General features: G+C 68.0%; 25 protein-coding genes and 1 riboswitch. Of the genes, 10 read left to right on the forward strand and 15 right to left on the reverse strand.

Going from position 1 to position 26312, the window contains the following annotated elements; genetic code table 11:
- The first annotated feature begins 239 nt into the window (after window positions 1–239).
- From ACIGKQ_RS00850 to ACIGKQ_RS00860, 3 genes are all read left to right on the forward strand, one after another.
- On the forward strand, window positions 240–914 hold the full coding sequence (locus ACIGKQ_RS00850; protein WP_235723224.1) for an N-acetyltransferase: 675 nt from the start codon (window positions 240–242) through the stop codon (window positions 912–914).
- Window positions 911–2551: an NAD(P)/FAD-dependent oxidoreductase gene (locus tag ACIGKQ_RS00855; RefSeq protein ID WP_266060977.1), complete on the forward strand. Its 1641-nt coding sequence runs from the start codon at window positions 911–913 to the stop codon at window positions 2549–2551. Before ACIGKQ_RS00850 ends, ACIGKQ_RS00855 begins: the two co-directional genes overlap by 4 nt.
- 62 nt (window positions 2552–2613) lie before the next feature.
- Entirely contained in the window at window positions 2614–3495 is an 882-nt protein-coding gene (locus ACIGKQ_RS00860; protein ID WP_266060976.1) for an LppM family (lipo)protein, read from the forward strand.
- A 24-nt stretch (window positions 3496–3519) separates the two neighbouring features.
- Here ACIGKQ_RS00860 and metF read toward each other — a convergent pair whose 3' ends face one another.
- Window positions 3520–4476, reverse strand: a complete 957-nt coding sequence (gene metF / locus ACIGKQ_RS00865; protein ID WP_287015041.1) for a methylenetetrahydrofolate reductase [NAD(P)H] — start codon at window positions 4474–4476, stop codon at window positions 3520–3522.
- Between the two features lie 103 nt (window positions 4477–4579).
- Between metF and ACIGKQ_RS00870 the strand changes: the two genes are divergently transcribed.
- Window positions 4580–5719 (forward strand): polyprenyl synthetase family protein, encoded by a 1140-nt coding sequence (locus ACIGKQ_RS00870; protein ID WP_266060974.1) that lies wholly within the window; start codon window positions 4580–4582, stop codon window positions 5717–5719.
- Between the two features lie 68 nt (window positions 5720–5787).
- Complete coding sequence (locus ACIGKQ_RS00875) at window positions 5788–7338, forward strand: alpha-(1->6)-mannopyranosyltransferase A (protein WP_235723229.1); 1551 nt, start codon at window positions 5788–5790, stop codon at window positions 7336–7338.
- A 10-nt stretch (window positions 7339–7348) separates the two neighbouring features.
- On the opposite strand, the gene ACIGKQ_RS00880 is transcribed toward ACIGKQ_RS00875, so the two are convergent.
- Window positions 7349–7714, reverse strand: a complete 366-nt coding sequence (locus tag ACIGKQ_RS00880; protein WP_235723230.1) for an Rv2175c family DNA-binding protein — start codon at window positions 7712–7714, stop codon at window positions 7349–7351.
- Window positions 7715–7787: 73 nt separating this feature from the next.
- On the opposite strand from ACIGKQ_RS00880, the gene ACIGKQ_RS00885 reads away from it, so the two are divergent.
- Entirely contained in the window at window positions 7788–8951 is a 1164-nt protein-coding gene (locus ACIGKQ_RS00885; RefSeq protein WP_266060971.1) for a protein kinase, read from the forward strand.
- 55 nt (window positions 8952–9006) lie between these two features.
- Here the strand turns inward: ACIGKQ_RS00885 and ACIGKQ_RS00890 are convergent, their stop codons facing one another.
- Together ACIGKQ_RS00890 and ACIGKQ_RS00895 are read right to left on the reverse strand one after the other, a co-directional pair.
- Window positions 9007–10401 carry a class II 3-deoxy-7-phosphoheptulonate synthase gene (locus tag ACIGKQ_RS00890; RefSeq protein WP_235723263.1) on the reverse strand — a complete coding sequence of 465 codons (1395 nt, stop codon included), beginning with the start codon at window positions 10399–10401 and terminating at the stop codon, window positions 9007–9009.
- Window positions 10402–10468: 67 nt separating this feature from the next.
- A complete protein-coding gene (locus ACIGKQ_RS00895) occupies window positions 10469–10951 on the reverse strand; it encodes a polyadenylate-specific 3'-exoribonuclease AS (protein WP_287015042.1) in 483 nt (160 codons plus the stop codon).
- Window positions 10952–10997: 46 nt separating this feature from the next.
- Between ACIGKQ_RS00895 and ACIGKQ_RS00900 the strand changes: the two genes are divergently transcribed.
- On the forward strand, window positions 10998–12371 hold the full coding sequence (locus ACIGKQ_RS00900) for a glycosyltransferase 87 family protein (RefSeq protein ID WP_287015043.1): 1374 nt from the start codon (window positions 10998–11000) through the stop codon (window positions 12369–12371).
- Window positions 12372–12431: 60 nt separating this feature from the next.
- Here ACIGKQ_RS00900 and ACIGKQ_RS00905 read toward each other — a convergent pair whose 3' ends face one another.
- The 6 genes from ACIGKQ_RS00905 to ACIGKQ_RS00930 all read right to left on the reverse strand — a co-directional run bounded on the left by ACIGKQ_RS00905 (window position 12432) and on the right by ACIGKQ_RS00930 (window position 16914).
- The gene (locus ACIGKQ_RS00905) at window positions 12432–13133 is read right to left on the reverse strand and encodes a 1-acyl-sn-glycerol-3-phosphate acyltransferase (RefSeq protein ID WP_235723234.1); all 702 of its coding nucleotides are present in this window, start codon (window positions 13131–13133) and stop codon (window positions 12432–12434) included.
- Between the two features lie 137 nt (window positions 13134–13270).
- Complete coding sequence (locus ACIGKQ_RS00910) at window positions 13271–14251, reverse strand: ROK family protein (RefSeq protein WP_287015044.1); 981 nt, start codon at window positions 14249–14251, stop codon at window positions 13271–13273.
- Complete coding sequence (locus ACIGKQ_RS00915; RefSeq protein WP_235723236.1) at window positions 14251–14691, reverse strand: hypothetical protein; 441 nt, start codon at window positions 14689–14691, stop codon at window positions 14251–14253. The genes ACIGKQ_RS00910 and ACIGKQ_RS00915 overlap by 1 nt, the downstream gene beginning before the upstream one ends.
- 80 nt (window positions 14692–14771) lie before the next feature.
- Window positions 14772–15998, reverse strand: a complete 1227-nt coding sequence (locus tag ACIGKQ_RS00920) for an ArsA-related P-loop ATPase (protein WP_287015045.1) — start codon at window positions 15996–15998, stop codon at window positions 14772–14774.
- Between the two features lie 20 nt (window positions 15999–16018).
- The gene (locus ACIGKQ_RS00925) at window positions 16019–16456 is read right to left on the reverse strand and encodes an SRPBCC family protein (RefSeq protein WP_235723238.1); all 438 of its coding nucleotides are present in this window, start codon (window positions 16454–16456) and stop codon (window positions 16019–16021) included.
- Complete coding sequence (locus ACIGKQ_RS00930; protein WP_287015046.1) at window positions 16456–16914, reverse strand: hypothetical protein; 459 nt, start codon at window positions 16912–16914, stop codon at window positions 16456–16458. Before ACIGKQ_RS00930 ends, ACIGKQ_RS00925 begins: the two co-directional genes overlap by 1 nt.
- A 105-nt stretch (window positions 16915–17019) precedes the next feature.
- On the opposite strand from ACIGKQ_RS00930, the gene ACIGKQ_RS00935 reads away from it, so the two are divergent.
- Window positions 17020–18819, forward strand: a complete 1800-nt coding sequence (locus ACIGKQ_RS00935) for a long-chain fatty acid--CoA ligase (protein WP_287015047.1) — start codon at window positions 17020–17022, stop codon at window positions 18817–18819.
- Between the two features lie 34 nt (window positions 18820–18853).
- Here the strand turns inward: ACIGKQ_RS00935 and ACIGKQ_RS00940 are convergent, their stop codons facing one another.
- The 5 genes from ACIGKQ_RS00940 to ACIGKQ_RS00960 form a co-directional block, all read right to left on the reverse strand.
- Window positions 18854–19972 carry a glycosyltransferase family 4 protein gene (locus ACIGKQ_RS00940; RefSeq protein ID WP_287015048.1) on the reverse strand — a complete coding sequence of 373 codons (1119 nt, stop codon included), beginning with the start codon at window positions 19970–19972 and terminating at the stop codon, window positions 18854–18856.
- On the reverse strand, window positions 19972–21507 hold the full coding sequence (locus ACIGKQ_RS00945) for a hypothetical protein (RefSeq protein WP_287015049.1): 1536 nt from the start codon (window positions 21505–21507) through the stop codon (window positions 19972–19974). The genes ACIGKQ_RS00940 and ACIGKQ_RS00945 overlap by 1 nt, the downstream gene beginning before the upstream one ends.
- Before the next feature lie 27 nt (window positions 21508–21534).
- Window positions 21535–22527 carry a C40 family peptidase gene (locus ACIGKQ_RS00950; protein ID WP_287015082.1) on the reverse strand — a complete coding sequence of 331 codons (993 nt, stop codon included), beginning with the start codon at window positions 22525–22527 and terminating at the stop codon, window positions 21535–21537.
- Window positions 22528–22748: 221 nt separating this feature from the next.
- Window positions 22749–23456 carry a C40 family peptidase gene (locus ACIGKQ_RS00955; RefSeq protein ID WP_266060963.1) on the reverse strand — a complete coding sequence of 236 codons (708 nt, stop codon included), beginning with the start codon at window positions 23454–23456 and terminating at the stop codon, window positions 22749–22751.
- A 14-nt stretch (window positions 23457–23470) separates the two neighbouring features.
- Window positions 23471–23651: riboswitch (cyclic di-AMP (ydaO/yuaA leader) on the reverse strand.
- A gap of 108 nt (window positions 23652–23759) precedes the next feature.
- Window positions 23760–23990, reverse strand: a complete 231-nt coding sequence (locus ACIGKQ_RS00960) for a hypothetical protein (RefSeq protein ID WP_287015050.1) — start codon at window positions 23988–23990, stop codon at window positions 23760–23762.
- A gap of 243 nt (window positions 23991–24233) precedes the next feature.
- Between ACIGKQ_RS00960 and ACIGKQ_RS00965 the strand changes: the two genes are divergently transcribed.
- Window positions 24234–25994, forward strand: coding sequence for a DEDD exonuclease domain-containing protein (locus tag ACIGKQ_RS00965; RefSeq protein WP_396571969.1), 1761 nt, complete (start codon window positions 24234–24236; stop codon window positions 25992–25994).
- 28 nt (window positions 25995–26022) lie between these two features.
- Complete coding sequence (locus ACIGKQ_RS00970; RefSeq protein ID WP_160901131.1) at window positions 26023–26301, forward strand: Lrp/AsnC family transcriptional regulator; 279 nt, start codon at window positions 26023–26025, stop codon at window positions 26299–26301.
- Window positions 26302–26312: the final 11 nt, after the last annotated feature.

Genomic DNA, 26312 nt, shown 5'->3' on the forward strand with positions numbered 1-26312 from the left:
CGCACGCTTCTCGTGCCGGTGCCGTGTTCAACTGCTTTGTACAACGCCGGTCCGACAGCAAACGCTTCCCTCGTTCGCACATCGGACCGGCGCCGCAGCGTCGTCGGGGCCGGAGAACAGCTTGCGGAGGCTGGTTCATCGAACACCCGTTCGACATATTCAATATAGCTAGCGGGTGTGACAGCTTCAAGCGGTCGACGACCCGGATACCGAGAGTTCGACGAGAGGACAGATCTTCGTTGACGATCCGCCTCGTTGAGCTGACCGGGCAGGACGCCCACGCCTGGCTCGAGCCCGCATTGACCATCTACGTGACCGCGATGAACTATCCGCGCGGCACCGAGGTCCACCGTGCCGGGCTGTGGCGCGAGCACATCGGTCGCCCTGGGTGGCGTGCGGTGGGGGCGGTGGCGACCGTGCCGTCGGCCCAGCTCGACTCCCCGCTGATGGCCACGCGGCGGCTGGCACGGCCGGTGGCGGTCGCCGACAACGAGATCCTGGTCGGCATCGCCTACGGCTATCGCGGCGCTCGCGACCAATGGTGGAACCAGCAGTTGCGGATCGGGCTGCGGCAGTCCGGGCGCAGCGACACCGACATCGACGCGATCACCGAGGACTACTTCGAGCTCACCGAGTTGCACGTCCACCCCAGCGTCCAGGGGCAGGGGCTGGGTCAATGGCTGCTGGATCGCCTGTTGGCCGGCCGTTCCGAGAGCAAGGTCCTGCTGTCGACACCGGAGATCCCCGCCGAGGACAACCGGGCGTGGGCGCTCTACCGTCGCCTCGGCTTCACCGATGTGTTGCGGCACTTCACCTTCACCGGCGACCCGCGGCCGTTCGCATTCCTAGGTCGCGCGCTGCCCCTGCACCCCGACAACCCGACCGACCACCGCCGATCGGCATGGCCACGATGACAGGGCGCGTTGTCGGGGTGCAGGGGCTGCGCGCGGCGCCACGCACCCATCCGGTACGCGACGCCGTGGTCATCGGAGCGGGCCACAACGGGCTGATCGCGGCCGCATATCTGGCCCAGGCGGGCCGTTCGGTCCTGGTTCTCGAACGCGACACGGTCGCCGGTGGAGCGGTGTCGACCGTCGAACGCTTTCCGGGCTACCGCGTCGACCGGGGGTCGTCGGCGCACCTGATGATCCGTCACTCCCCGATCCTCGACGAGCTGGACCTGGCCACCCACGGACTGCGCTACGTGGACTGCGACCCGTGGGCCTTCGCCCCCGGCACCGCCACCACGGCGCCGATCATCTTCCACCGGGACCTCGAGGCCACCTGTGCGTCCATCGCGGCCGCTGTGGGCGTCGCGGACGCCGAGGCCTACCGACAGTTCGTGTCCGTGTGGCGCCCCCGCGCCCGCGCGGTCATGCGGTCGTTCTACGCGCCCGCCGCTCCCGGCCGATTCGCGACGGCGTTCACCGGCCTCACCGGTACCGCCGAGACCGCGCGTTCGGGCCCGATCGCGAGCAGGACCGGCGCTATGCTGTCGCTCACCCAGGAACTGATGGCTTCCGGTGATGCGCTGTTGGACCGGTGGTTCGTCGCCGAACCGCTCAAGGCCGCCCTCGCCTGGTTCGGCGCCCAGTCCGGACCACCGATGAACGCGCCCGGGACGGCCCCGATGATCGGTTTCGCCGCTCTCCAACACGATGTTCCCCCCGGCCGGGCGCTGGGTGGCAGCGGCGCGCTCACCGAGGCCCTGTTGCGTCGGATCGCCGACGACGGCGGCGAGGTGGCCACCGACTCGCCTGCGGTCGCGATATCCCGCTGCGGCGACCACTGGCGGGTCGGCACCGCCGATCGGGGTCACTGCGCCACGACCGTCATCTCCGCCTGCCACGTGCTCACCACATTGGATCTGTTGGCCGCGGGTGGATACGACCCGACGATCATCAACCGCTGGCGTTCGCAGATCGCGGTCGGCGACGGCATCGGGATGGCCGTCCGATTCGGCACCGACGCCCTGCCCGTCTACCCCGACCTGCCCTCGGACCTACCGACGCACGGGGTGCATTCCGCCCTGGGCCTGCTCGTGACCGATCGCGCACAATTGCGGCGCGCCCATACGGCCGCGAGCGTCGGCGAACTCCCCGATCGGCCCGCCGTGGTCGCGATGGGCTATTCGGCCATCGACCCGACGCTGGCGCCACCCGGCGAACACCTGCTCAACGTGTGGGCCCAATGGCATCCCCGTCGCCTCGCCGACGGCACCGACTGGCGATCTGCCGCCCCGGCCGCCGCAGCCGCGGTGACCGCCGAACTCGATCGATATGCCCCGGGTTTCAGCGATCACATCCGCCACACCCACATCCAGACACCGGAGGATCTCGAAACCGAACTCGGCCTGGTCGGGGGCAACATCATGCACGTGGAGATGAGTATCGACCAGATGTTCTTCTGGCGACCGCATCCCGATCTGTCGACGCACCGGGTGCCCGGCGCCGACGGCATCCTGCTCGCCGGCGCCTCGACCCATCCCGGGGGCGGGGTGACCGGGGCGAGCGGACGCATCTCGGCACACCTCGCCCTGCGTCGACGCTGATCGCGACCCGGCAGGGCGATGCCGGGAGCGTCGGCCACGTCGGCGCGGCGTCGTCTGGCACGATGATCACCGTGCGCCCGACATCCCGCTGGTCCGCGATCCTGCTGCTGCTGTCCTTGGTGGCCGCGACGCCGCTGCTCGCCGGGTGTCTCGAACGTTCGACAACCGTAGGTGACCGATTCTCCGGAACCGTGGTGGTGGCGACCTCGCCGGACAATCCCCGCGGAGCCCCTCAGCTCGACGTTCCCGAGTCCATGGCATCGCGGGTCACCCTGACCGACTACTCCACGGTGCCCGAGTCGGAATCGGCGGCACCGGACGGCGAGGGCTCGGCGGACGAGGGCGCAGCGGATGAGGGCGCCGAGGACGAGATCCCCTACGTCGGCACGCGTGCGGTGTTCACCGACCTCACCAGCGGCCAGTTCGGTCAGCTCGGTGACATCGTCGCGGCCGCGTACGGCGACTCGGCCATGAGCATGGACCTCACCGCCAAGCGCAGCGACGATGTAGTCCGATTCCGCGGCAACGCCGATCTCAGTGACCTGACCGCGGGTCGCGATCTGGTGGACCTGACCGTCGTCTTCGGCGGCCCGGTGACCGCGACCAACGGCGAACAGATCGGTGAGCGCACCGTCCATTGGACACCCGAAGCGGGCAAGCCCGCCGATTTCAGCGCCGACGCCACCTACCCGGATCCGGCAACTGCCGCCGTGAGCAGCTGGTCGTGGTTCATCGCGCTGCTCTGTCTGGTCGTCGTCGGCCTGGTGGTGCGGCTGGCCTTCGCCAACCGTGACCGCAGCCCGCGGCCCGGACGTCCGCGCCGCACTCCCCGTCGCGACCGCGAGCGCAGGCCGAGCAGCGCCTCGTCATCGACGGAGGCCCGGCCGACGGAAGCCCCGCCGACGGCCACCGACGCCTCAACGGGTTCGGGGCCCCGCAGCTGAGCGCACGGGTCGTCCGCGCAGCACTCAGTGCGACGCGGCGGGCAGGGCCGAGCTGGTGTCCACGCCCAGCCGTTCGAGGACCTCGCTGGTCGCCTTGGCGAAGTTGAGGCTGCAGAAATGCAGGCACGGGACGCCCTCGGCCACCAGCCGCTGCGCCATCTCGGTCGCGAAATCGATACCTACCGCGCGGACCGCCTCCCGGTTCTCCTCTGCGCCGTCGCCGGCTGCGGCAGCGAACCTCTCCTGGACGTCGGCCGGGATCACCGAGCCGGAGAGTTCGGCCATCCGTCGCACACTGGCCAACGAGGTGATCGGCATGATGCCCGGGATCAGCGGCTTGGCACCCTGTTCCGGGTCGGCGCGATTGACCCGGTCACGCAACCGCAGGAAGTCCTCCACATCGAAGAACATCTGGGTGATCGAGTATTCGGCGCCGGCACGGAGCTTGTTCACCAGGGTCCTGGTGTCGTGGTCGAGATCGGGTGCGCGGTGGTGCCCTTCCGGGAAGGAGGCGACCCCCACATGGAAATCCCCGAGATCGGCGATCAACCGCACCAACTCTTCGGCATACTCCACGCCGGCTGGATGGCGGACCCATTCGCCGAGCGGATCCCCGGGCGGATCGCCGCGCAGCGCCAAGATGTTCGTGATGCCGTTGTCCGCATACGAGCCGACCAGAGCGCGCAACTCGTCGACACTGTGGTTGACCGCGGTCAGATGAGCCACCGGCAGCAGGGTGGTCTCGGTCGCGAGTTCGCCCGCGATCCGCGCCGTGCGGTCACGGGTGGATCCGCCGGCGCCGTAGGTCATCGAGACGAACGCGGGTCCGAGGCGCTCGAACGCGCGGACCGCCCGCCACAACCGCGCCTCCGCCTCGGCATCACGCGGCGGGAAGAACTCCACCGAGAACGGAACCGGTCCGCGGTGCGGAGCCGACAGCCGGTCGACGATCGACGGGGCGGGGTGGGCGGTTGAAGTCACCTGAACAGTGTACGGACCGGCCGCGCGGCGTCGGTATCCGCGGGCGCTGGGACGGTCCACCCATGTCCTCGTGGTCACCGAGGCCTACCACTAGCCTGACAGGGTGACATCCGCGCTCCCGATCCCCGCCGGACTCGACGACGTCCCGGCCGCCGTCGACTCCGCGCTGACCGCGTTCTTCGACCGCGCGGTCCCGGCGGTGGCCGCGATCGATCCACGGGTCGGGACGGCCGGGGCGGCACTGGCCGACTTCGTCCTCGGCGGCGGAAAGCGTGTGCGCCCGGTCTTCGTCTACGCCGGTTGGCTCGCGGGCAGATCGTCGCCGGCGCCACGCGCAGCCGCCGGCCAGGATGATACCGATGCACTACGAGTGGCCGCGGCGCTGGAGTTGGTCCAGGCCTGCGCGCTCATCCACGACGACGTCATCGACCGCTCCGACACGCGCCGCGGCCGCCCCACCGTCCACCGCGACTTCGAGGAGCGCCATCGCACCGACCGCTGGGTCGGCGACGCGCCACATCACGGTGTGGCCACCGCCATCCTGCTGGGTGATCTCGCGTTGTCGTGGGCCGACGACATGGTTCACGGCCATCTACCCGGCGGCCCTGCCCCCGACGACGGCCCGATCCGTCCGCTGCCGGCCGCCGTCGGCCGCGTGTGGTCGTCGATGCGCACCGAGGTGCTCGGCGGGCAGTATCTCGACATCGTCAACGAGGCTGCCGGTGACGAATCGGTCGACGCCGCCTATCGCGTGATGGAATTCAAGACCGCCGCCTACACCGTGGCCCGACCGCTCGAACTCGGCGCAACGCTGGCCGCCGCCCCACAGGGGCTCATCGACGACCTGCGCTCGGTCGGTCACGACCTCGGTGTGGCCTTCCAGTTGCGCGACGACCTGCTGGGCGTCTTCGGAGATCCCGTCCAGACCGGCAAACCGTCCGGTGACGACCTGGTGGCAGGCAAGCGGACCGCGTTGCTCGCGGTCGGGTTGGCACGAGCCACCGAGCGCGACCCGGCGCTGGCCGACACCCTGCGACACAGCGTGGGCCGTGCTCTCACCGACGTCGAGATCGACACCGCCCGAACCATACTGACCGACGTGGGCGCGCTCGACGAGATGGAACAGCGGATCTCGGCGCTGCTCACCTCCGCCCTGGACACGCTCGCCGCAGCCGATCTCGGCGACACCGTGCGTGCCGAACTGGTCGCCTTCGCCAGGCGCATCGCCCACCGATCGACATGACCGCCCCAACGTCGCCATCCGCTTCCACAACCCCCGTCCGAGGTCACGACGGGGCGGCCTGGCGCCGGATGCTCGCACGTCCGGGCTTCGTCGATCTCCTGCTGGGAACGGCGGGTTCGGTCGCCGTGTGTGTCGGCAGTTTCGGGGTCGGTGACATCGCCCGCAACAACACCGTCGCGCAAGATCTCGGGCTGTCGATGATCACCTACGGTCACGGGAAGACGTTGTTCGGCACCATCTTCTGGCTCGGTGTCGCGACCATGATCATCGCTTGGGTGCGGCTGGGCCGGACACTGCTCGCAGCTCGCGGGAGTTCGGCGCGTGCCGCGCTGCCGACGGTTCGGACGATGCAGACCGGCGTGTTGATGTGGGCGGCACCGCTGGCGGTCGCGGTCCCGGTCTACAGCCGCGATGTCTACGCCTACCTCGGCCAGGGCGCCGTCTTCCGCGAGGGCTTCGATCCCTACGCCGACGGACCCGCGCACCACGCCGGTCCCCTGCTGGACAGCATGGCCCAGGTGTGGGCCTCCACCACCGCACCGTACGGGCCGTTCTTCGTCGGGGTCACCCGGGTGGTCACCGAGATCACCGGCGACCACGCGATCCTCGGCGTCTACGCGATGCGGTTGGTACTGCTACCCGGTCTGCTGCTCGCGTTGTGGTCGATTCCCCGTCTGGCCAACCACTTCTCGGCGTCACCGCAGAGCGGTCTGTGGTTGGCGGTGGCCAACCCGATGATCCTCATCCATCTCGTCGCCGGCACCCATGTCGAACTGCTCATGATGGGAATCCTGGTAGCAGGGGTCGCGCTGGCGGTCAGCGGACGTCACGCCGCCGGACTCGCGGTACTCGGGATCGCCATCTCGATCAAGGTCACCGCGGGGATCGCGATCCCGTTCGTGGTGTGGATCTGGTTGGCGCACATCCGCGCACGACGGCCGGCACGCGTCACAGACGTGGCGGGCGTGTTCGCCGCGGTGATCGTGATACCGGTGGCGGTGTTCACCGTGTGGACCGCCGTGGTCGGCCTCGGCCTGGGCTGGCTCACCGGCCTCGGGTGGGCAGATCGGATCATCAACTGGTTCACCGTGCCAACCCTTGCGGCGCATGTGGTGACGATCGTCGCCGCGCCCTTCACCGCATTGAACCTGCAACCGGTCCTGACGGTGACCCGAGCGGTCGGTGCGGTGGTGCTGGCGATCATCCTGGTCGCGTTGTGGTGGTGGGGACGCCGCGACGAACGCCGGGCGATGGCGGCGATGGTGTGGGCGATGCTCGCGGTGCTGTTGCTCGAACCGTCAACGCTGCCCTGGTATTACACCTGGGTGCTCGGCCTGGCGGCGGCCTTCACAGTCAGGCCGCGCATCTGTGCCGTGGTGGTCTTCGTGTCCACCTTCATGTTGATCGTGTTCCAGCCCGACGATTCGATCCTGTTCTACAAGCTGCCCGAGACACTGCTGGCCATCGCGCTGTCGGCGCTGGCGGCCACTGCGCTGCTGCGACCCGACCCGTTGCGACTGCGCCGCGTGGTGGACTGGTTCACCGCACGGCCCACGAGCACACCCGCGGTACGCGCCGAGAGCGGGTCGCCGTCATCGGACACCGCTGGTCGGATGTGACGCCCGGTATTCAGAACGCCTGGGCCTGAGCCCGGCGCACCACCTCGCGAGCGGAATGGGTGTGCAACGCCTCCGCCGGATGCAGACCGAGATCGTCTTGAACCGTGAACAGCCATCGCATCACGTCGTCACGTGAGTATCCGCCGTCGAACAACACGTCGACGAGACCCGTGAAGTGTTTGGCGATCCCGAGATCGTCGAAGAAGATCGCGGGTACCGCCGGCTGTCCCCCACGGGACACGGCAAGCAGGTGGTGATCGCGGATGAGGGTGCGAACCCGGTTCGGTGAGACCCGCAGTCGGGCAGCCACCTCGTCGACGGTCAATGTGGCGACATCGGTCGGCAGGTTGTCCTCGGACAACGGTAATGAACCCACACCGGGAAGCCTACCGGCTCGCCGACCGCTTCGGTCCCGAGTGGCCGGTGGTACGCCCGGTAGATTCGGCTGCGTGACATCTTCGGCCGATCCTCTTGTGGGCGCGACCCTCGAGAGCCGCTACCGCATCGACGCACCGATCGCGCGCGGCGGAATGTCGGCGGTGTATGTCGGTGTCGATCTGCGACTGGGCCGTTCGGTGGCGGTGAAGGTGATGGACGAACGCTACAGCGGGGATCCACTTTTCCTGCGTCGATTCGAGTTCGAGGCCCGGGCCGTCGCCGGGCTCAAGCATCCCGGCCTGGTCGCCGTCTACGACCAGGGCATCGACAACGGAATCGTCTTCCTGGTGATGGAGCTGGTGGAGGGCGGCAGCCTGCGCGAATTGCTGCGCGAACGCGGACCGATGCCACCGCACGCCGTCACCGCGGTGGTCGACCCGGTCCTCGGTGGCCTGGGCACCGCACACGCCGGCGGCCTGGTCCACCGCGACGTGAAGCCCGAGAACGTTCTGATCTCCGAGCGCGGCGAGGTCAAGGTCGCCGACTTCGGCCTGGTCCGCGCAGTTGCCGAGGCCGGTGTGACATCGGCGAGCGTGATCCTGGGCACCGCCGCCTACCTATCTCCCGAGCAAGTCGAGTCCGGCGACGCCGACGCCCGTAGCGATGTGTACTCGACAGGCGTCATGATGTTCGAATTACTCACCGGCCGAACCCCTTTCCGCGGCGACACGCCGTTGGCACTGGCCTATCAGCGGTTGAGCTACGACGTGCCGGCACCGGGTGACGTCGTCGACGGAGTACCCGAGGAGTTCGACGAGATCGTGTTGCGGGCCACCGAACGCAATCCGGCGGAGCGCTACGCGGACGGATTCGACATGCAACGGGCGTTACTCGCCGCGGCCGAGGACCTCGACCTTCCACCGTTCACCGTGCCCGCACCGCGTCGTTCGGCCGAGCGGGAGACCATGGCGCGCATGCGTGCCGGCGCTCCCGCCGGCGCGCCCCCAGCGACACCCGGTCCACCCCAGCACACCCGGGTCCAGTCGCAGGCCACCCCGGGGGTCCCGCCATCGCGCGGTCGGGCGGCACAGCCGACCCGCGCCGCCCGCGCGGTGCCGGCCGAACAGGACGACAACGGAGCGCTGCGCGCGGCCATCTGGATCGGCCTGGTCCTCGTGCTGGCCATCGCGATCGGCGCCGCAGCCTGGTGGGCGGGCCAGCAGTTCCTGATCTGACCGTGCACCGGCTACACCACATGGCACATACGACGTTCCCGGGGATCCCGATTCGTCAGCCGCGCAACATCTCTGCGACCAAGAAGGCCAACTCGAGCGACTGCTGGGTGTTGAGCCGAGGGTCACACGCGGTCTCGTAGCGGCCGGCCAGGTCCAGATCGGAGATGTCCTGGGCCCCACCGAGGCATTCGGTGACATCCTCTCCGGTCAACTCGATGTGGACCCCGCCGGGATGCGTACCGAGTGCCCGATGGACCTCGAAGAAGCCCTGGACCTCGTCGACCACCCGGTCGAAGTGACGGGTCTTGTAGCCGGTGGACGATTCGTGCGTATTGCCGTGCATCGGGTCGCATTGCCAGATCACCTTGTGCCCGCTGGCCTCCACCGCGGAGACGATGGCCGGCAGCACGTCGCGCACCTTGTTGTTGCCCATCCGAGACACCAGGGTGAGGCGGCCGGGCCGGTTGTGCGGGTCGAGACGTTCGACGTACTCGACGGCCTGCTCCGGAGTCGTCGTCGGCCCGATCTTCACACCGATCGGGTTGCTGATGAGTTCGGCCAGCGCGACGTGTGCACCGTCGAGTTGTCGGGTGCGCTCGCCGATCCACAAGAAGTGCGCCGACAGATCGTAAAGAACCTTCTCATCCGGATTGTCCGGGTCGTCCGCCAAGCGCAGCATCGCACGCTCGTAGTCGATCACCAGCGCCTCGTGCGAGGCGAAGATGGACGCGGAGTCCAACTTGGAGTCGGTCACTCCACACGCATCCATGAACCGCAACCCGCGGTCGATTTCCGACGCCAGGGCCTCGTAGCGGGCACCGGCGGGTGACGTGCGGACGAATTCTCGGTTCCACAGGTGCACGCGACGCAGGTCGGCCTCCGAGCCGGTGAGGGCGCGCACCAGATTCATCGCAGCGGCCGCGTTGGCGTAGGCCCGCACCAGCCGCGACGGGTCGTGCACGCGGGCGGCCTCGTCGGCGACGAAGCCGTTCACCATGTCGCCGCGGTAGGACAGCAAACCGAGCGCGTCGGTGTCCGACGATCGCGGCTTGGCGTATTGACCGGCGATCCGCGCCACCTTCACCACCGGCATACTCGCGCCGTAGGTCAGGACCACGGCCATCTGCAGCAGCGTTCGGATGTTGCCCTTGATGTGCGGCTCGGTGTTGTCGACGAAGGTCTCGGCACAGTCCCCGCCCTGCAGCAGGAAGGCGCGTCCCTCGGCCACCTCGGCGAGCTGGGCCGACAGCGCCTGGACCTCGACCGGCATGCAGATGGGCGGCACACTCTCCAACACGGTGCGCATCTTGCGCGCCTCATCGGCGGGCCAGCTGGGCTGCTGGAGCGCCGGACGGGCGATGGCATCATCGAACCGGGCCTGCAGGTCGCCGGGCAGCGGCGGGAGCTCCGGGAGATCTTCGATCGGAACGTCTACGGTCCAGTTGGTCACCACGGATATAGGGTAGTGGAGTCGTCGAGGTGCCCGATCGAGGGGCCGAGGCATGCCTCGGCGACCATCAGCGCTTCGACTGTTCGATGACCTGCCAGCGACGCAGGTTGTGCCGCGCGTCGGTCAACGCGTCGTGGGCATCACGGGGAGACGCCGGCAGACTCGGTCGGCCCGCCGCCTCCCAATGCTGTCGCAGTTCACGGGTGAAACGCGGCATCACCCGAGGTAGCGCGGTCATCGGCCCCCACAGCTGACACAGCACCACGTGGTCATAGGCGCCCACCCATGCCCACAGCTCCACCTCGTCGTCGGCGTCGGTGAGAAACGCCAGCAGGTCGTCGCGGATCTGGCGCCTGCCGCGCCAGGCCGGCGATGCAGGCGAGGGTAGTTTCGGCAACACATTGGCCCGCACCCAGTCCCCGGCCCGCGCCGGGTCGAACTCCGTGGAGACCGCGTAGAATTCCCGACCGTCCTCGGCGACGACACCGATCGAGATGAGCTCGATGGTGGTGCCGTCCTCGATAAACTCCGAGTCGTAGAAGAACCGCATACCCACCAGTATTCACACACCCTGTGAGCGGAGAGACGCCGAGACCATGACTGTCCTGTCCGAGGCCGATGCCCGGCTGCACCGATGGGTACCGTCGGTGCCCATCCGCAGCGTCATCGCCGTGGCCTTCGCAGCGTCGGTGACCCTGCAGATCGTGGGTGTCCCGTTCACCTCCAGCTTCGGTACCCGCACGCGTATCGATCTCGATGTCTACCGGCTGGGTGCGCAGATCTGGCAGCAGGGTCAGAGTCTGTACGCGGACGGTTCGATGCCATTCACCAGCGATGGGATCTGGCTGCCGTTCACCTATCCCCCGTTCGCGGCAATCGGTTTCGTTCCGCTCGGTCTGCTCGGTCTCGGCCTCGCCGGATTGTTGATGTCGATCCTGACGGCCGCACTCGTCGTGATCTGCGGACACATCGTGCTCGGGGTGCTGTCGGTGGGTAACACTGCCAACCGGTGGTGGATCGCGCTGATGGTGGGCGGAGTCGCGGTCTGGTCCAATCCCTTGTGGATGACCCTGGGCTTCGGTCAGATCAACATCGTGCTGATGACGTTGATCATCGTCGACGTGTTCGTCGTCGGCCGGGGCCGCGCGCGGGCGGCCGGCCCGCTGCAGGGGGTGCTCACCGGCGTCGCGGCTGCAGTGAAACTCACCCCGCTGGTCTTCATCGCGGTCTTCCTCATCGCGCGTAGCTGGCGGCCGGCAATCGTCGCGGGCGTCACCTTCGTAGGCGCGGGAGTGCTGGCCTGGATCTGGCTACCCGCCGATTCGCTGACCTACTGGACCCACACCCTGTTCCACACAACTCGCATCGGCGACCCGGCCGGACGCATCAACCAGAACATCAATGCGATGTGGATTCGGCTGGTGCCGCACGCCGAGATGACCGAACAGTTGCTGTGGGTGGCCAGCTCGGTGGTGGTGACGGGACTGGCCGTCGTCGCGGCCCGCGCCTGTCGTCCGGTGTCGGCTTTTCGGGCGTTGCGCGCGCCAGGCACCCCCGCGCCCGACGCGTCGTCGGCGCCGGGGTCTGCCGGGGTCGCGGCCGTCCTGGTCACCTGCGTCGTAGCGACCTGGGGTCTGCTGGTGTCGCCGACATCCTGGGCCCACCACTGGGTGTGGGCGATTCCGACGATCCTGGTCGCGACGGTGGTGGCTGCCCGTAGCACCGACCGCCGCGTTCAGGTGGCGCACGTGTCGGTCGCGGCGAGCGGTGTCGTCATCTTTGCGCTCGGCCCGTTCCAGTTCTTGTCGCCTGCGGTGCGACAGTGGTCGGTCGTCGATCATCTGATCGGCAACGCGTACACCCTGTGGGGTCTCGGGTTCCTGGTGGTGGTGTGGCTGCTGCCGCCGCAGTGGACCGAACGTCGCACCGCCATGCCACGCACGGAGATGGCCGGGACCGGCGCCGCATGATCCTTTGGCCATGCGGATCCGGCGGGCCCGGTTCGCGCGGTGGGAGTGAGGCGGTATGAGTCAGGCGGCAGCCGGCTCCGCCGGCGCGGTGGGCTTGTTCTTGAGCGACGCCGCGTAGATGTCCACGTACTGCTGCCCCGACAACTGCATCAACTCGTACATGATCTCGTCGGTGACCGCCCGCTCGATGAACCGGTTGCCCTGCATCCCCTCATACCGCGCGAAGTCGAGCGGCTCACCGACCTTGATGACGATGCGCGACGGTCGCGGAATTATGGTCCCCGGCGGGTTGAGCTTCTCGGTGTTGATCATGGCCACCGGGATCACCGGCACCCCGGTGTCCAGGGCCACCCGGGCCAGGCCCGTCTTGCCCTTGTAGAGCCGCCCATCCGGAGAACGTGTGCCCTCCGGATACATCCCCATCAGGGTGCCCGCCTCGAGCTGCCGACGGGCGGCGGTCAACGCACCCGCGGCGGCCTCGGCGCCCGATCGGTCGATGGGGATCTGCCCGACCGCGGAGAAGAACCAGCGCTGGAACGCACCCTTGACCCCTGTGCCCGTGAAGTATTCGGCCTTGGCGAGAAAGTAGATCCGGCGGCGGACCATCAGCGGCAGATAGAAGCTGTCCATCACGGCGAGGTGATTACTCGCCAGGATCGCGGGCCCACGCTCCGGAATGTTCTCCAACCCCTCGATCCTGGGTCGGCCGAGGACTCGCAGAATCGGTCCGAGCAGCACGTACTTGAATGCGTAATACCACATCGATGACTCCGAACCTCGTCGATCGCCGCCGCCTCAGACACTACCCGCCGAGACCTGGACCACAGGGTCGATATCCGCGCACAATTGGCGGTTACCGAAACCCGCTGAAACGATACCCGCAGAAACCATACACACCCTCAGCTTCGGGTGGGCGCCTCGGCGAGGTGCGTACTGATGGCCTGGCGCGCAACCTCGGCGGCACCCACCACACCGGCGCTCTCACCAAGCTGCGTGCCGCGGATTCGTGCCAGCTGCCGGTGTCCGGCACCGGTCACCAGACGCGCGTAATGTTCTCGCGCCTCGTCCAGGAACAGTCCCGACGCGGCCCCCACGCCACCGGCGAGCACGATCAGATCGGGATCGAAGATGTCGGCGATCATGGCGAGTCCCTGCCCGAGCGATTGCGCGAATTGCGCGAACGCCGACAGCGCGACGGCGTCACCGTCGGCGGCAGCACCGGCGACGCGGCGGCCGGTGAGCGCACCCGGGTCTGCTGCGACATCTGCGGCCAGTTGACTGCGCCCCCAGTCCCCGTCGGCCAGCAGCTCAAGCACCGTGTCGACCAGAGCTGTTCCGCTGCAATACCGTTCCCAGCAGCCAAGCTTTCCGCAGGAACACGGCCGACCGTCCGGGACCACGGTGAGATGGCCGAGCTCGGGCGCCACACCGAAGCTGCCCCGATAGATCTGTCCGTCCAACAGCAGGCCCGCGCCGATGCCGGTGCCGATCGCGAGCACCAGCGAGTTCCGGCCGCCTGCCGCGGCCCCGAAACGTCGTTCGGCGACCGCAGCGGCATTGGCGTCGTGCTCGGCGAACACCGGGATGCCGATCCGGGTGGTCATGTCCTCGGCGACGGTGGCCTCCCGCCATGGCAGATGCGGCGCGAACCGGATCACCCGACGGTCCGGTGTCAGAAACCCGGCGATCGCCAGGCCGACAGCCTTGGCCGCCCACCGGGAGGTCAGCTCACCGACCAACCGGTCCAGACAGTGTTCGAGTGCCTGCGCGGTCGGCGGAGTTGCCGCACGCAACGTGTCGAGCATCGCACCACGGTCGTCGACCACCGACGCACGCACGCTGGTACCGCCGATGTCGATACCGATCGTCAAGTCCCCCATCAGTCCTCACCTTCGAACTCGCGATGGTGGACGTCCGACGGACCACGCGTGTCGATACGTACCGCGATCTGCTGATAACCGGTGTCGGCGCGCGGAGAAGTCTGTGGCGTCGATCGCAGCGCACTCGCGATCGCCTCCAACACCGCGATCAACGCGGAGATGAGGCGGGCGAGCAGGTCACCGAGCTCGGCGAGCAGCGACGTGATCTCACCGGACAGGTCGACGAGATCCGCCACATCGGCGGCGGACTCCGGCGAACCCGCTCGGCCCCGACCCGACGCGCTCGACTGCCGCTGGCCCGTACCACCGAACATCGCGGCCACCTGGTCGATCTGGGCGGCCAGGCCCAACAGGAAGTCGCGCAGCGGATCACCGACGGGACCGCGCGCGTGGCCGGCGACGTTGTCGTCACCACTCCCGGTCGTGTCGTCCGAGGTCATCTGGGCAGCTCCCCCTGTCCGGCTCGGCAGTAGTGTACGCGACGTCGGCCGCGCCGCTGTGCGGCAGGCAAACGACGACGTCAGCGACCTTTCGGCCACAGCTTCGGGTCCGGTACAAACCGCACGACGAGTTCGGTGCCGTCCCAGGCCGCGTCCACCACGACGCATCGCCGCAGCACCGAGGGCAACCGGACCGGATGGCGGAAGCCACCAACGGTGACCAGCAGGTCGTCACCGAATCGTCCGAGCTGCAGGGTGTCGGGTTCGGGAAGCCGTTGCCGCCACGTGAGTTCGTACACCCGATCCTGGCCGCGCACGGTCTCGGAACCGTCGTCGGCGCCGACCTCCGCCACGCGTGCGGCCCCGGTGCCACACCGGCGTCCGTCCGGGCGCGCGAACGTGACGCCGACCTTGCGAAGCCGGGCCGCCCGATCGATCGGCTCGTCCACCCGGTCGACGTTGATCACCTCGACGTCGCGGTCGTCGTGCACCACCGACCGTAGGCGCGCCACGCGACGGTCACAACCGTCACCGACCCCGCGGTTGACGATCACCGAACGCAGGGCAAGGCCCATCACATCGACATTTGCCAGCAAGGCCGGTAGCAGTCGCTCGGCGCGACCGTCGGTGCCGATCACCAGATGTACTGCGACACTGTGCGCATCGGTCGTCAGTTCGGCGATGTCGACACAGTCCCGGTCGATCGCGTCGACGGCCGCGGTCACCTGGGCCAGGACCGGCCGCTCTGCCGCAGCGGCCAGCCGACGGTGGCGCGGCCACAACCGATTCAGCGCCTGACTGAGCACCGAGGCGGCCCGCAGGAACTCGAACGGGTCGCCGAGTCCCGAGACGTCGACGACGATCCGTCGCCAGGTGCCGCCGGCGGCCTCGTCGCGGATCCGACGCAGCAGCAGGAAATCCTCGATACCCGGCAACGCGGCGAGTTCACCTGCGGAGATCTCCGATGCCACCCCGAGCCCCGGCAGCGATACCCGGGAACGGGCCACCGTCTCCGACAGCACGGCGGTGAAGTCGGACCACGACCGCTCCACCAGTCCGAGCCGATCCAACGACAACAGATGCAGTCGGGACGACACCGCCACCGGCTCCGCCGACGTTCGGTAGACACCGAACAGTTCCGCGGTCGGCGACCAGCGGTCCACGGTGATCAGCAGCGTGTCCTGCTCGGGCACGAGACCGCTTCCGGCGCCGCGGGTCCGGGGTCCGGCCCGCTGTCCGCGGGCCCGACCCAGTGCCCCCGATGCCGCGGCCACCGAGACCCCGGCGCCACCCGGCCCGATCACCACATGAATGGGCGTGAGATCGATCAGCCTTCGACCCTCTTCTTCAAGTCGTTCAGTGCGGCCTCGGTGATGGCCTTCTCCGCACGCCGTTTGAGTTGCCCGATCATCGGCACCAGCAGATCCACCATGAGTTCATAGGTGACCTTGGTGGAACCCGGGACCTGCTGGGACAGCACGTATCGCCCGCGTTGGTCACGTTGCAGATCGCTGCTGACCAATGTCCATGCCACCGTCCGGTCGTCGGCACCCCAGTCGTAGCTCAGAACATAAGTGTCCTGGAGCACGCCGGCATCGAGGACGAACCGCACCACTCGCGGCCGACCGTCGACCCCGGTCTCGATCACCTCCACCTCCCGCGCCGCGGACACCCAGTCGGGATAGTGATCGAAATCGGCGATAACCGCCATGATGTCGGACGCGTCGGCGTTGATCACGATGGAACGCTCGGTGTGGTCGGCCATCACCGCACCACTTTCGTGGCCGTCGCGTTCGCCGACGTGGTGTCGGCGTCGGGGTCCCGGGTCGCCGGTCCGCCGACCACACGCCCAGACTCCAGGCGCGCCTTCACCTCGAAAGACATCGCCCGGCCGGCTGCGCGACGGCGACGGTTGGCCTCGGCGAGCCCATCCGCATCCCAGGCGCCTGCCCCGGTGTCCACCGGTTCGGCGTGCAGGAAGTAGTGCAGGGTGAACCCATCGAGGACCGGTTCGCACCAGACCTCCATACTGCCCACCAGTGGACCGTCCACCGTCCAGCGAACGCCCTGCGCACCGCGATCCTCGATGACGCCGAGACGGAGATCGGGCCACCAGCGCCGCCAGTTGCCCTGGTCCCCGACCGCCTCGGCGGCCAGCGACGGAGCCGCCGCGACAAAGGTCTCGTCGGCCACCTGAATGCTCGTCACGTTCACTAGCTTCACATACTCTCGGTGGCCCCGGACAGCAGACCTGACGGGACGCGCGTACGGTTTCCGCGGCGACGGGACTACCATCGCTGATGAGAACCGAGGCTGAAAGGTGGCCCGATGACCGAGTTCAGCGTCCCGGCGCGCTTCTCCATCCCGGAGAATGCCGACTGCACGGACATCATCTTCCGGATCGCCGAGCGCGAACCCGACAAGGTGGTCTTCCGACGCAAGGTCGACGCGGATTGGCAGCCGGTCACCGCCGCCGAGGCGGCCGCGCAGATCACCGCCATCGCCAAGGGCCTGATCGCCGTGGGCGTGTCGCCCGGCGACCGCATCGCACTCCTCTCGCGTACTCGCCTCGAGTGGAACCTGATCGATTTCGCGATCTGGTCGGCCGGTGCCATCACGGTGCCCATCTACGATTCGTCGTCCGGACCGCAGATCGAATGGATCATGCGCGATTCCGGGGCCGGGGCGATCATCGTCGAAGATGACGGCCATCGTCGGATCGTCGACGGCATCGACGGCCTCGATTCGGTGGACGTCTTCCAGATCGACGCGTCCGACGGTGACGGCGCGATCGCGCACCTCACCGCGGTGGGCGCCGAGGTCCACGACGACGAGGTACTCAAGCGGCGCACCGCCCTGCGTTGCGCCGATCCGGCCACGCTGATCTACACCTCCGGAACCACCGGTCGCCCCAAAGGATGCGAGCTGACGCACGCCAACATGCTTTCCGAGGTGCGCGGGGTCCTGGAGAGCCCGATGCACACCCTGCTGGGCCCGGGCAAACGTCTGCTCATGTTCCTGCCGTTGGCACATGTCCTCGCCCGCGCCATCACCCTGGTGGCCATCGAGGCCGGGGTGGAGGTCGGCCACCACGCCGATACCCGCACCCTGGTCGCCGAGTTCGCAACGTTCCGGCCGTCGGTGATCCTCTCGGTGCCACGGGTGTTCGAGAAGGTCTACAACACCGCACAGCAGTCCGCCCACGACGACGGGAAGGGCAGGATCTTCGACCTGGCCGCGGATGTGGCGATTGAGTACTCCTCCGCCGACGAACGCGGTTCGGTCGGACTGTTCCTCAAGTTAAAGCACGCAGTGTTCGATCGTCTCGTCTACGGAAAGTTGCGCGCCGCTCTGGGCGGGCAGTGCGAGGCCGCGATCTCGGGTGGCGCACCCCTGGGCGCACGCCTCGGCCACTTCTTCCGCGGCATCGGAATTCCGGTGTACGAGGGCTACGGACTCACCGAGACCACGGCGGCGTTCAGCGTCAACACCCCCGGCGCCGTGAAAGTCGGTACCGTCGGGAAACCGTTGCCGGGCAACCGTGTCCGGATCGCCGACGATGGCGAGGTGATGCTGTCGGGTGGTGTGGTCTTCGCCGAGTACTGGCAGAATCCGGAGGCGACGGCAACTGCTGTCGAAGACGGCTGGTTCCACACCGGTGACCTCGGCACACTCGACGAGGACGGCTACCTGACGATCACCGGACGGAAGAAAGAGCTGATCGTCACCGCCGGCGGCAAGAACGTCTCTCCGGCGGGTCTCGAGGACGTGATCCGGGCCAATGCACTCATCTCGCAGGCACTCGTCATCGGCGACGCGAAACCGTTCATCGCAGCGCTGGTCACGATCGATCCGGAGGCGTTCGGCGGCTGGAAGCAGCGCAACGGGAAGCCTTCCGACGCCACGGTTGCCGACCTGGTCGACGATCCGGACCTGCGGGCCGAGGTGCAGGGCGCGGTCGACGCCGCCAACGAGACCGTCTCGCACGCCGAGGCGATCAAGAAGTTCCGGGTGCTCGCCGACGACTTCACCGAGGAGACCGGCGAGATGACGCCGACGCTGAAGGTCAAGCGGAATGTGGTGGTCGACAAGTTCTCCGACGACATCGACGCGATCTACGCGCGGTAGCCGACATCGCACGGCGCCAGGCGGGCGGCTCGAGCTACAGCAGCTGACGTAGACGTGCCGCGATGGCACTCCACTGCCAGCTCTGCAGCACGTGTTCGCGTCCGTTGGCACCCATCTCGGCGGCAGCGGAGCGATCGCTGAGGACCGCGGTGATGGCGAGCGCCACGGCGTCGATGTCGGTCCCGTCGACCACGGTGCCCGTGACGCCTTCCACCACGGTCTCGGGTGCTCCGCCGGATTGTCCGGCCACCACCGGCACCCCGGTGGCCGATGCCTCGAGGTAGACGATGCCCAACCCCTCCACGTCCAGCCCTCCCCCACGGGTGCGGGCCGGCATGGCGAAGACGTCGGCGACATTGTGGTAGTCGGGTAGCTCCGCCGACGGCACCGAACCGGTGAACACTACGTGGTCGCCGACCCCGTCGTCGTCGGCGAGCCGATGCAGGTGCTCCGCATAGGGGCCACCACCGACGATCACCAGCACCACGTCACCGACCTCGCGACGGATCAACGGCAGCGCCCGGATCAGGACGTCCTGACCCTTGCGCGGCACCAGTCGGGACAGACACAGCACCGTCGGACGATCGCCCAGTTCCAACCGGTCGCGTAGGCGCCGACGTGCGCCGGGATCAGGCGCGAAGCGGTCGGTGTCCACGCCCGGCGGTAGGTACTCCAGTGCGGCGTGCGCACCGAACGCGGATGCGAAACGGCCACGCGTATAACGACTCACGAAGGTCACCGCGTCGGTGTGTCGACCGATGTGGGCGAGCACCTGCCGGGCGACCGGCAGCATCGACCAGCCGACCTCGTGCCCGTGCGTGCTCGCAACGACCCGTTGTGCCCCCGCCCGCCGCATCGCCGGGGCGAGCGTCGCCAATGGTGCGGCGGCACCGAACCACACCGTCGAGATGTCATGGGTCGCGATGAGCCGGGCGGCACGCCGCGCGACGGCCGGTGTCGGCAACATCAGCGACGTCGGGTGACGGACAATCGTGTAGGCCTGCGCGGCGTCGAACTCCTCGTGTCCCCGCCATCGCGGTGCGTAGACCACCACTTCCTCGGGCGGCATCAGATCCACCAAATTCTGCAGATACGACTGGATTCCGCCCGGCCGGGGCGGAAAATCGTTGGTCACCAACAAAGTACGTCGCATCAGCGCACCTGGGTGCTCAGCCAGCGTCGCCATCCCGCGACGAATTCGGTACGCGACACACCGAGCACGTCCACGATGGCCTCATCCTGTTGCGCGGTGTCGTCGGTGGCCGCGACCCCGATGTAGAGCTCACGCAGGCGGTCCTCGCCGTAGCGGTCGGCGACATAGGCCGCCACCGACCACGCGGACTGGTAAGCACGTCGTGCGCCGTCGGAATCGACCGCGAAGTCGCGGTCGGCCGGTAGATCCGCGGGGAGGTCGCCGACGTCCACGGCAGCAGCGAGATCCGGTGCCGCATCCGCGAACCGGGTATAGGTGCCGTTGCGTCCGACATATTCCGGTACTCCCTCGGTGATCCACAGCGGCGCGCCCGCCGCGGTGTCGACGCGCGCTGCGACATGGGTGAGCTCGTGGCGCAGCACCACGCCGAGTGCCGCATTCGACAGCCGCGCGGCACCCGGCGTGAGAACCACTCGCTGCCCCACCGCCACGCCGTCGTCAGTGTCGACACGACTGTAGACGGTTGCGGCGGCAGCTGCGGCGACGTCGGTCCCGGCGCTGCGCGTCAACGTCCGGAACTCGCCTGGGCGGGCGGTCGCCACCACGACCGCCCGCCGGGGCCAGTCCTCACCCCAGAACGCCGTCACCGCCTCCACCGAACCCGGCGCGAGTTCGCGGACACGCGCGACCACCTCAACGGTCCCCGGATACGAGGCGATCACCGAGGTGCCGCCGGATGTCTGGACATCGGATGCTCCCAGGCCGGGCAGATCCCACAACTGGGTGGGGGCGGCGTCACCACCGATCGCTGCGCCATCACCGACCACCGTCCAGTCGTCGCCGTAGCGCGCCATCACCAGCTGCATGCCCACCACCACATCCGGTTCGTCGACCCCCGGGGTGCTCGCGCCGCCGAGGGCGTACCGGAGTTCGATCGGCGCCACCCACGAGTCCGAACTCCCCTGCGCGTCGAGTCGCTGCTGCAGGTCCGCAGGCACCAGCACCTCCGCCTCCGTGGTGGGCGCGACCTCGTATCGGAAATCTTTGAGCCGTAGTGCAGTTCCGCGCGGCGCCACGGTCGCGACCGTGGGGGACGAACCACTCGGCTGTGATCTGGGGGGCGCCGACGAGTTCGGTACGCGGCCGGTCGTCGGCGGCGACGAGAGCGGCGCGGTCGACGGCCGTGGGGCGGTTGGTCGCGGGGACTCCGCGCTCACGACGCTGCCGGAGAGGTTGACCGCAGCGGCGCGCAGTCGGGCACGGAACTCGGGTGTGGCGGCCGGATCGATGAGCCCGTCCACCCGATCTGCATCGCCTGCACTCAGCGCGCCACTGAGATCGTCGAGCGTTCGCTGTACGCCGTCCGCACGTTGTTGTTCAAAGACGTTCAGCGACGTCGTCGCGGTGGTGGACGCGCTGCTCGATGGCGTGCCCTGCTCGGCCGGGGCCGCACAACCGGCGAGGACCGCAACGGTGAGCACAGCGAGGAGTGCGCCCGGGGCTCGGCGCCACCGATCCGTCTGGTTGCCGGTCACCGGCACGTGTCCGTCGCCGATCGCCACTCAGTACCGACGGGCGGTGTTGTACGGTCCGGCATCGTCGATCGGCACGACCTTCACCGGCACGCCGAACGTCGAGGCATGGATCACGTAACCGTCGCCCACGTACATGCCGACGTGGTGGGCGTCGGAGTAGTAGATGATCAGGTCACCGGGCTTCAGGTTCTGTCGATCGACCGGTTGACCGGACCCGCTCTGCGCTTCACTGGACCGCGGCAATGTCTTGCCGGCCTGCTGGTAGGCCCACACCATCAGACCCGAACAGTCGAACGAACTGGGCCCGGTCGCGCCCCACACGTACGGATCACCGATACGAGTCAGCGCGGCCTGCACCGCGACGAGAGCCGACGAGGTTCCCTTGGGCACGAGCCGGGGGTCGAAGTCGAAATCTGGGCCGCGCAGGGCAGCGAGCTGCTTACCGGTCATCGATTCATAGACCGCCCGGATCTGCACCGCCTGCAGTTGCAGATTCGCCTGCTTGGCCTGCAGTTCCCCACGCGTTTTCTCCGCGGCGGCCACCGCCGCGGTCGCATCGGCCGCCGTCTTGTCTGCCGCCCGCTTGGCCTCGGTGGTGGTGGCGCGGGCGTCTTTGAGGCCCTGGAGATCTGCCGCGGATTGCCGGGAGATGAGCTCCAGACCGGACATCTGGTCGAGCAGCGCTTGCGGCGAGTCGCTGACGAGGACAGCGTAGAGCCGGTTGACCCGCGCACCCTTGTAGCTGGCACGTACGACCGAGTCGACCCGGGTCTGGTAGTTCTCCAGCCGTTGCTGCGTCGATGCCAGGGTGCGATCGGCCTCGGTCGACGCCTTCTTCGCCTGAGCCACGATGCGCCGCTGCTTGTCGTATTCGATCTGGGCGTTGTGCATCGCCTCGGCCGATTTCTCGGCGTCGTCGCTCAGCTTCTTGTACTCGGTGAGGAGTTGGTCAGGAGTGCGAACCGGAGCCGCCGCCGCCGAACCGGCGGTCATCGCGGCACCGAACTGCCCGGACACCATTCCCAGCGCGACCAGGACCGCGACGAGCAGTACCGGCACGGGTCGTCTGCGTGTCCCCGACCGGCCGGAAACCACGGCTGTCACCTCTTCACCACCATTTCCCCCACATCACCGGGCGGTCGACGCCACTGGTCGACCACGGACCCGCGTGATGTGTCGGGCGGATCACGTGATCACGTGATCCGCCCGACAAAGTCCACTCCGTGCTGCGACCCGATCGCTCAGTAACGACGGATTCCGGTCAGCGACCAATTGCTGACGTTGTCCTTCTTCACGGGCGTGCCGTAGGTCGACGAATGCACGAATTTGCCGTTGCCGGCGTAGATCCCGGCGTGGCCGCCACCGTTGAAGATCAGCACGTCTCCCGGCTTTGCCTGCGCGATCGAGGCGACCGGGGTGCCGCCGCCGAGCTGTCCGTAGCTGTCACGGGGGATGGTCTTACCGGCCTTCTTGTACGACCAGTAGACGAGGCCGGAGCAGTCGAACGCGTTCGGCCCGGCCGCGCCGTAGGAGTACGGCGAGCCGATCTTGCTCTCGGCGTTGCTCACGGCCTTCTGCGCCACGGTGGGCTGCACGCCGAGGATGCCGCCGCCGCCACCCTTGGGCTGGAACTGCTGCGGGATCTGGTCGTTGTTGAGACCCGGGACCGTGAAGGTGCCGATGTTCGGGATCTCGACGCTGGCAGCCGGGTTCTTGGCCACCGGGGCGGCCTGCGGCGCAGCGGCCTTGGGCTCCTGGAATTGCTGGGGGATCTGCTTGCTGTCGACCCCAGGAAGTTCGAAACTGCCGATGTTCGGCACGTGAACCGGTGCGGCGAGCGCGGGACCTGCCGCAGCGGCGAGTGAGCCGACCGTGATCGACCCGGCCACAACCGCGCGCTTGGCCACTTTGCTGCCCCGGTTGGGCTGCTCCAAACGATGTTTCGCCACGAAGCGACTTCTCCTTGCTCTCCCTTCGACCGCCGACCGGGTTAGCTGTCGGATTCGGGCCGGAAGAATGGCCCTACGCAGCACATCCGACGACAAACAGCGTCGTCGGGCATGCGCGATTCACCCCAATTCGGATTGCTCCGAAACTGATGGTTCCCCGGTTCGCCCAGATGGGCGATTGAGCGGTGACCGATCCAGACCACTCCTGTTGGAGCGGGACGCTCTGAAAAGGTCTCGGAAAGGTTACGAAATCGAATGCGGGTCTGTCCACCGACCGACTTATGCCGGTCGCGCACCGAAATCTCAACCAGCGCGCAGAATCCGCAGGCGCTGCCCCGAAACAGCCTCTTGAACAGTGGTTTTACTCGTTCTTGCAGATACTGCAGACGCTCTGGTGACCATCGCAGCATCGACGAAGACATCGATCGCGGCGTCGATCACCGCGTCCGGCGAACGGCCCGATTCCGTGACCTTTCCTCCACCTTGACCCACCGGGTTTTCGCAGTTGGGGGCATCGAAGAGGACCTGCATCATGCATCCGTCACAGGCGGCCGGACGGCCCGGGCAGGTCTGGCAATCGACGTACATCTGTGATCTCCATCTCACTTGGCTACGGTCGGGATGTCGACGCGTGTCGGAGTCACCCTCCGGCCCGATTCGTCGCTTGCGATGAAGCGTAGGAACGACCACCGACAGAATCGGCGCGAAGGACACCAAACCCACCGTTCCCGCCTGTCACATCAGCATCTGTCGTTGCATCGAACTAATGTTCGGTGCGTGGGTATCAAGGCGGTGGGCGACGGACAACTCTCCTTTTCCGATCTCGACGGTGACGCCGGTCTCGACGACGACGATTTCGACCGTTCACTGTTCGACACCACGATGGTCGTCGTCGACCTCGAGACCACCGGCGGCAGCGCGGCGAACGATGAGATCACCGAGATCGGGGCCGTCAAGATCCGCGGCGGCGAGGTGATCGGCGAATTCGCCACCCTCGTCGACCCCGGATGTCCGATCCCGCTCAAGATCGTCACGCTCACCGGGATCACCGAGGCGATGGTTGCGGATGCGCCCATGATCGGCGAGGTGCTCTCCTCGTTCGTGGAGTTCGCCCGAGGAGCGATCCTGGTGGCCCACAACGCACGGTTCGACATGGGCTTCCTGCGGCACAACGCCCGCGCCCTCGGCATCGAATGGCCGTTCGACACCAGCTTGTGCACGGTCACATTGGCGCGTCGCGTTCTCACCCGCGAGGAGGCCCCGTCGGTGCGGCTGTCGGTCCTCGCCGACCTATTCAACGTCTCGGTTCGGCCCACCCACCGCGCGCTCGACGACGCCCGGGCGACCGTCGAGGTGCTGCACCATCTGCTCGAACGGGTCGGCAACCAGGGTGTCGGCACCTACCGCGAGCTGACCGCCTATCTGCCCCGGACCAATCCACGCCTACGTGCCAAGCGGTCGATGGCGCAGAGTCTGCCGGCGCGGCCGGGGGTGTATCTGTTTCGCGGGCCATCTGACGAGGTCCTCTATGTGGGTACCGCGGTGGACCTGCGTCGGCGGGTGTCGTCCTACTTCACCGGCAGCGACCCGCGTCCGCGGATGAGTGAGATGGTGGGGCTGGCCACACGGGTCGATCACATCGAATGCGCTCATGGGCTCGAAGCCGGAGTACGCGAACTGCGCCTGCTGGCTGCCCACGCACCCGCCTACAACCGCCGCTCGACGCAACCGCATCGTGGGTGGTGGGTGGTGCTGACCGGTGAACGGTTCCCTCGTCTGAAGGTCTCACGCACCCCGACCGAGGACAGCATCGGCCCCATCGGTAATCGCACCACCGCCGCCACCATTGCCGACATGCTCGCGGCGGCCACCGGTCTGCGGAGCTGCACGACACGCAGCGGGTCCGCCTCCCACCACTGGTGCCGTTCCGAGGCGGCCGGTGGGCCTCGCATCGGAGGCTGCCACGCCGCTTCGGATCGGCCGCTGACACTCCCCGACTATCTGCCTCGGGTCTCGGCTGTCCGCGATGTCATGACCGGCGATTCCGACGTGGCGCTCGCGACACTCACCGATCGCCTGACACACCTGTCCGAGATGCAGATGTTCGAGAGCGCCGCCCGCCACCGGGACCGCTTGTCGGCGACCATCGACGTGCTCGCGCGATGTCAGCGGTTGTCCGCACTGAATCGGATCGCCGAACTGGTGGTGGCCCGGCGTGACGAGCAGCACGGATGGGAGCTGGCGGTGATCAGACACGGCCGTCTCGCAGGTGCAGGCGTCGCGCGTCGCGGGGTGCCGCCGATGCCGGTGGTCGACACCCTCGTGGCCGCCGCCGAAACCGTCCTTCCGGGTGTCGGCCCCCTGTTCGGGGCGCCCGCCGAGGAGTCCGCGCTGCTCTACCGCTGGGTCACCGAACCCGGCGCGCGCATCGTCGGGGCCAGCGAGCCGTTCGTTCTGCCGGGCGCATGCGCACAACGATGGTCGGCCTGGTCGCGTGTCGCTCACGACGCACGCGAGTCGCCCCGTCGCGCCGGGTGACACGACGCACCGCACTACTGTGTCAACCATGATCACCGCCATCGTCCTGATCCACGCCGACGTCCACCAGATCCCGGAGACCGCGCAGGCAGTGGCCGACATCCCCGGGGTGTCGGAGGTCTATTCGTGCGCCGGTGACGTGGACCTGATCGCGAAGATCAAGGTGCGTGACCACGACCAGATCGCGGACGTGGTGACCGGCAAGATCAATCGACTGCCCGGGGTGACCCACAGCGCCACTCACATCGCATTCCGCAGTTACTCGCGGTCAGATGTCGAAGGCGGATTCTCCATCGGCGAGGAGTGAACAGGGCGCGT

Source organism: Gordonia sp. NPDC062954, from assembly GCF_044543825.1.
Taxonomy (GTDB): Bacteria; Actinomycetota; Actinomycetes; order Mycobacteriales; family Mycobacteriaceae; genus Gordonia; species Gordonia tangerina.

Excerpts from the sequence above, each read along its gene's own strand:
- ACIGKQ_RS00935 (WP_287015047.1), top strand. The coding sequence starts at position 17,020 with ATGACCGAGTTCAGCGTCCCGGCGCGCTTCTCCATCCCGGAGAATGCC.
- ACIGKQ_RS00970 (WP_160901131.1), top strand. The coding sequence starts at position 26,023 with ATGATCACCGCCATCGTCCTGATCCACGCCGACGTCCACCAGATCCCG.
- ACIGKQ_RS00860 (WP_266060976.1), top strand. The coding sequence starts at position 2,614 with ATGATCACCGTGCGCCCGACATCCCGCTGGTCCGCGATCCTGCTGCTG.
- ACIGKQ_RS00960 (WP_287015050.1), bottom strand. The coding sequence starts at position 23,990 with ATGATGCAGGTCCTCTTCGATGCCCCCAACTGCGAAAACCCGGTGGGT.
- ACIGKQ_RS00925 (WP_235723238.1), bottom strand. The coding sequence starts at position 16,456 with ATGGCCGACCACACCGAGCGTTCCATCGTGATCAACGCCGACGCGTCC.
- ACIGKQ_RS00875 (WP_235723229.1), top strand. The coding sequence starts at position 5,788 with ATGCTCGCACGTCCGGGCTTCGTCGATCTCCTGCTGGGAACGGCGGGT.
- ACIGKQ_RS00940 (WP_287015048.1), bottom strand. The coding sequence starts at position 19,972 with ATGCGACGTACTTTGTTGGTGACCAACGATTTTCCGCCCCGGCCGGGC.
- ACIGKQ_RS00905 (WP_235723234.1), bottom strand. The coding sequence starts at position 13,133 with ATGTGGTATTACGCATTCAAGTACGTGCTGCTCGGACCGATTCTGCGA.
- ACIGKQ_RS00910 (WP_287015044.1), bottom strand. The coding sequence starts at position 14,251 with ATGGGGGACTTGACGATCGGTATCGACATCGGCGGTACCAGCGTGCGT.
- ACIGKQ_RS00950 (WP_287015082.1), bottom strand. The coding sequence starts at position 22,527 with ATGGTGTCCGGGCAGTTCGGTGCCGCGATGACCGCCGGTTCGGCGGCG.
- ACIGKQ_RS00895 (WP_287015042.1), bottom strand. The coding sequence starts at position 10,951 with ATGCGGTTCTTCTACGACTCGGAGTTTATCGAGGACGGCACCACCATC.
- ACIGKQ_RS00915 (WP_235723236.1), bottom strand. The coding sequence starts at position 14,691 with ATGACCTCGGACGACACGACCGGGAGTGGTGACGACAACGTCGCCGGC.
- ACIGKQ_RS00855 (WP_266060977.1), top strand. The coding sequence starts at position 911 with ATGACAGGGCGCGTTGTCGGGGTGCAGGGGCTGCGCGCGGCGCCACGC.
- ACIGKQ_RS00900 (WP_287015043.1), top strand. The coding sequence starts at position 10,998 with ATGACTGTCCTGTCCGAGGCCGATGCCCGGCTGCACCGATGGGTACCG.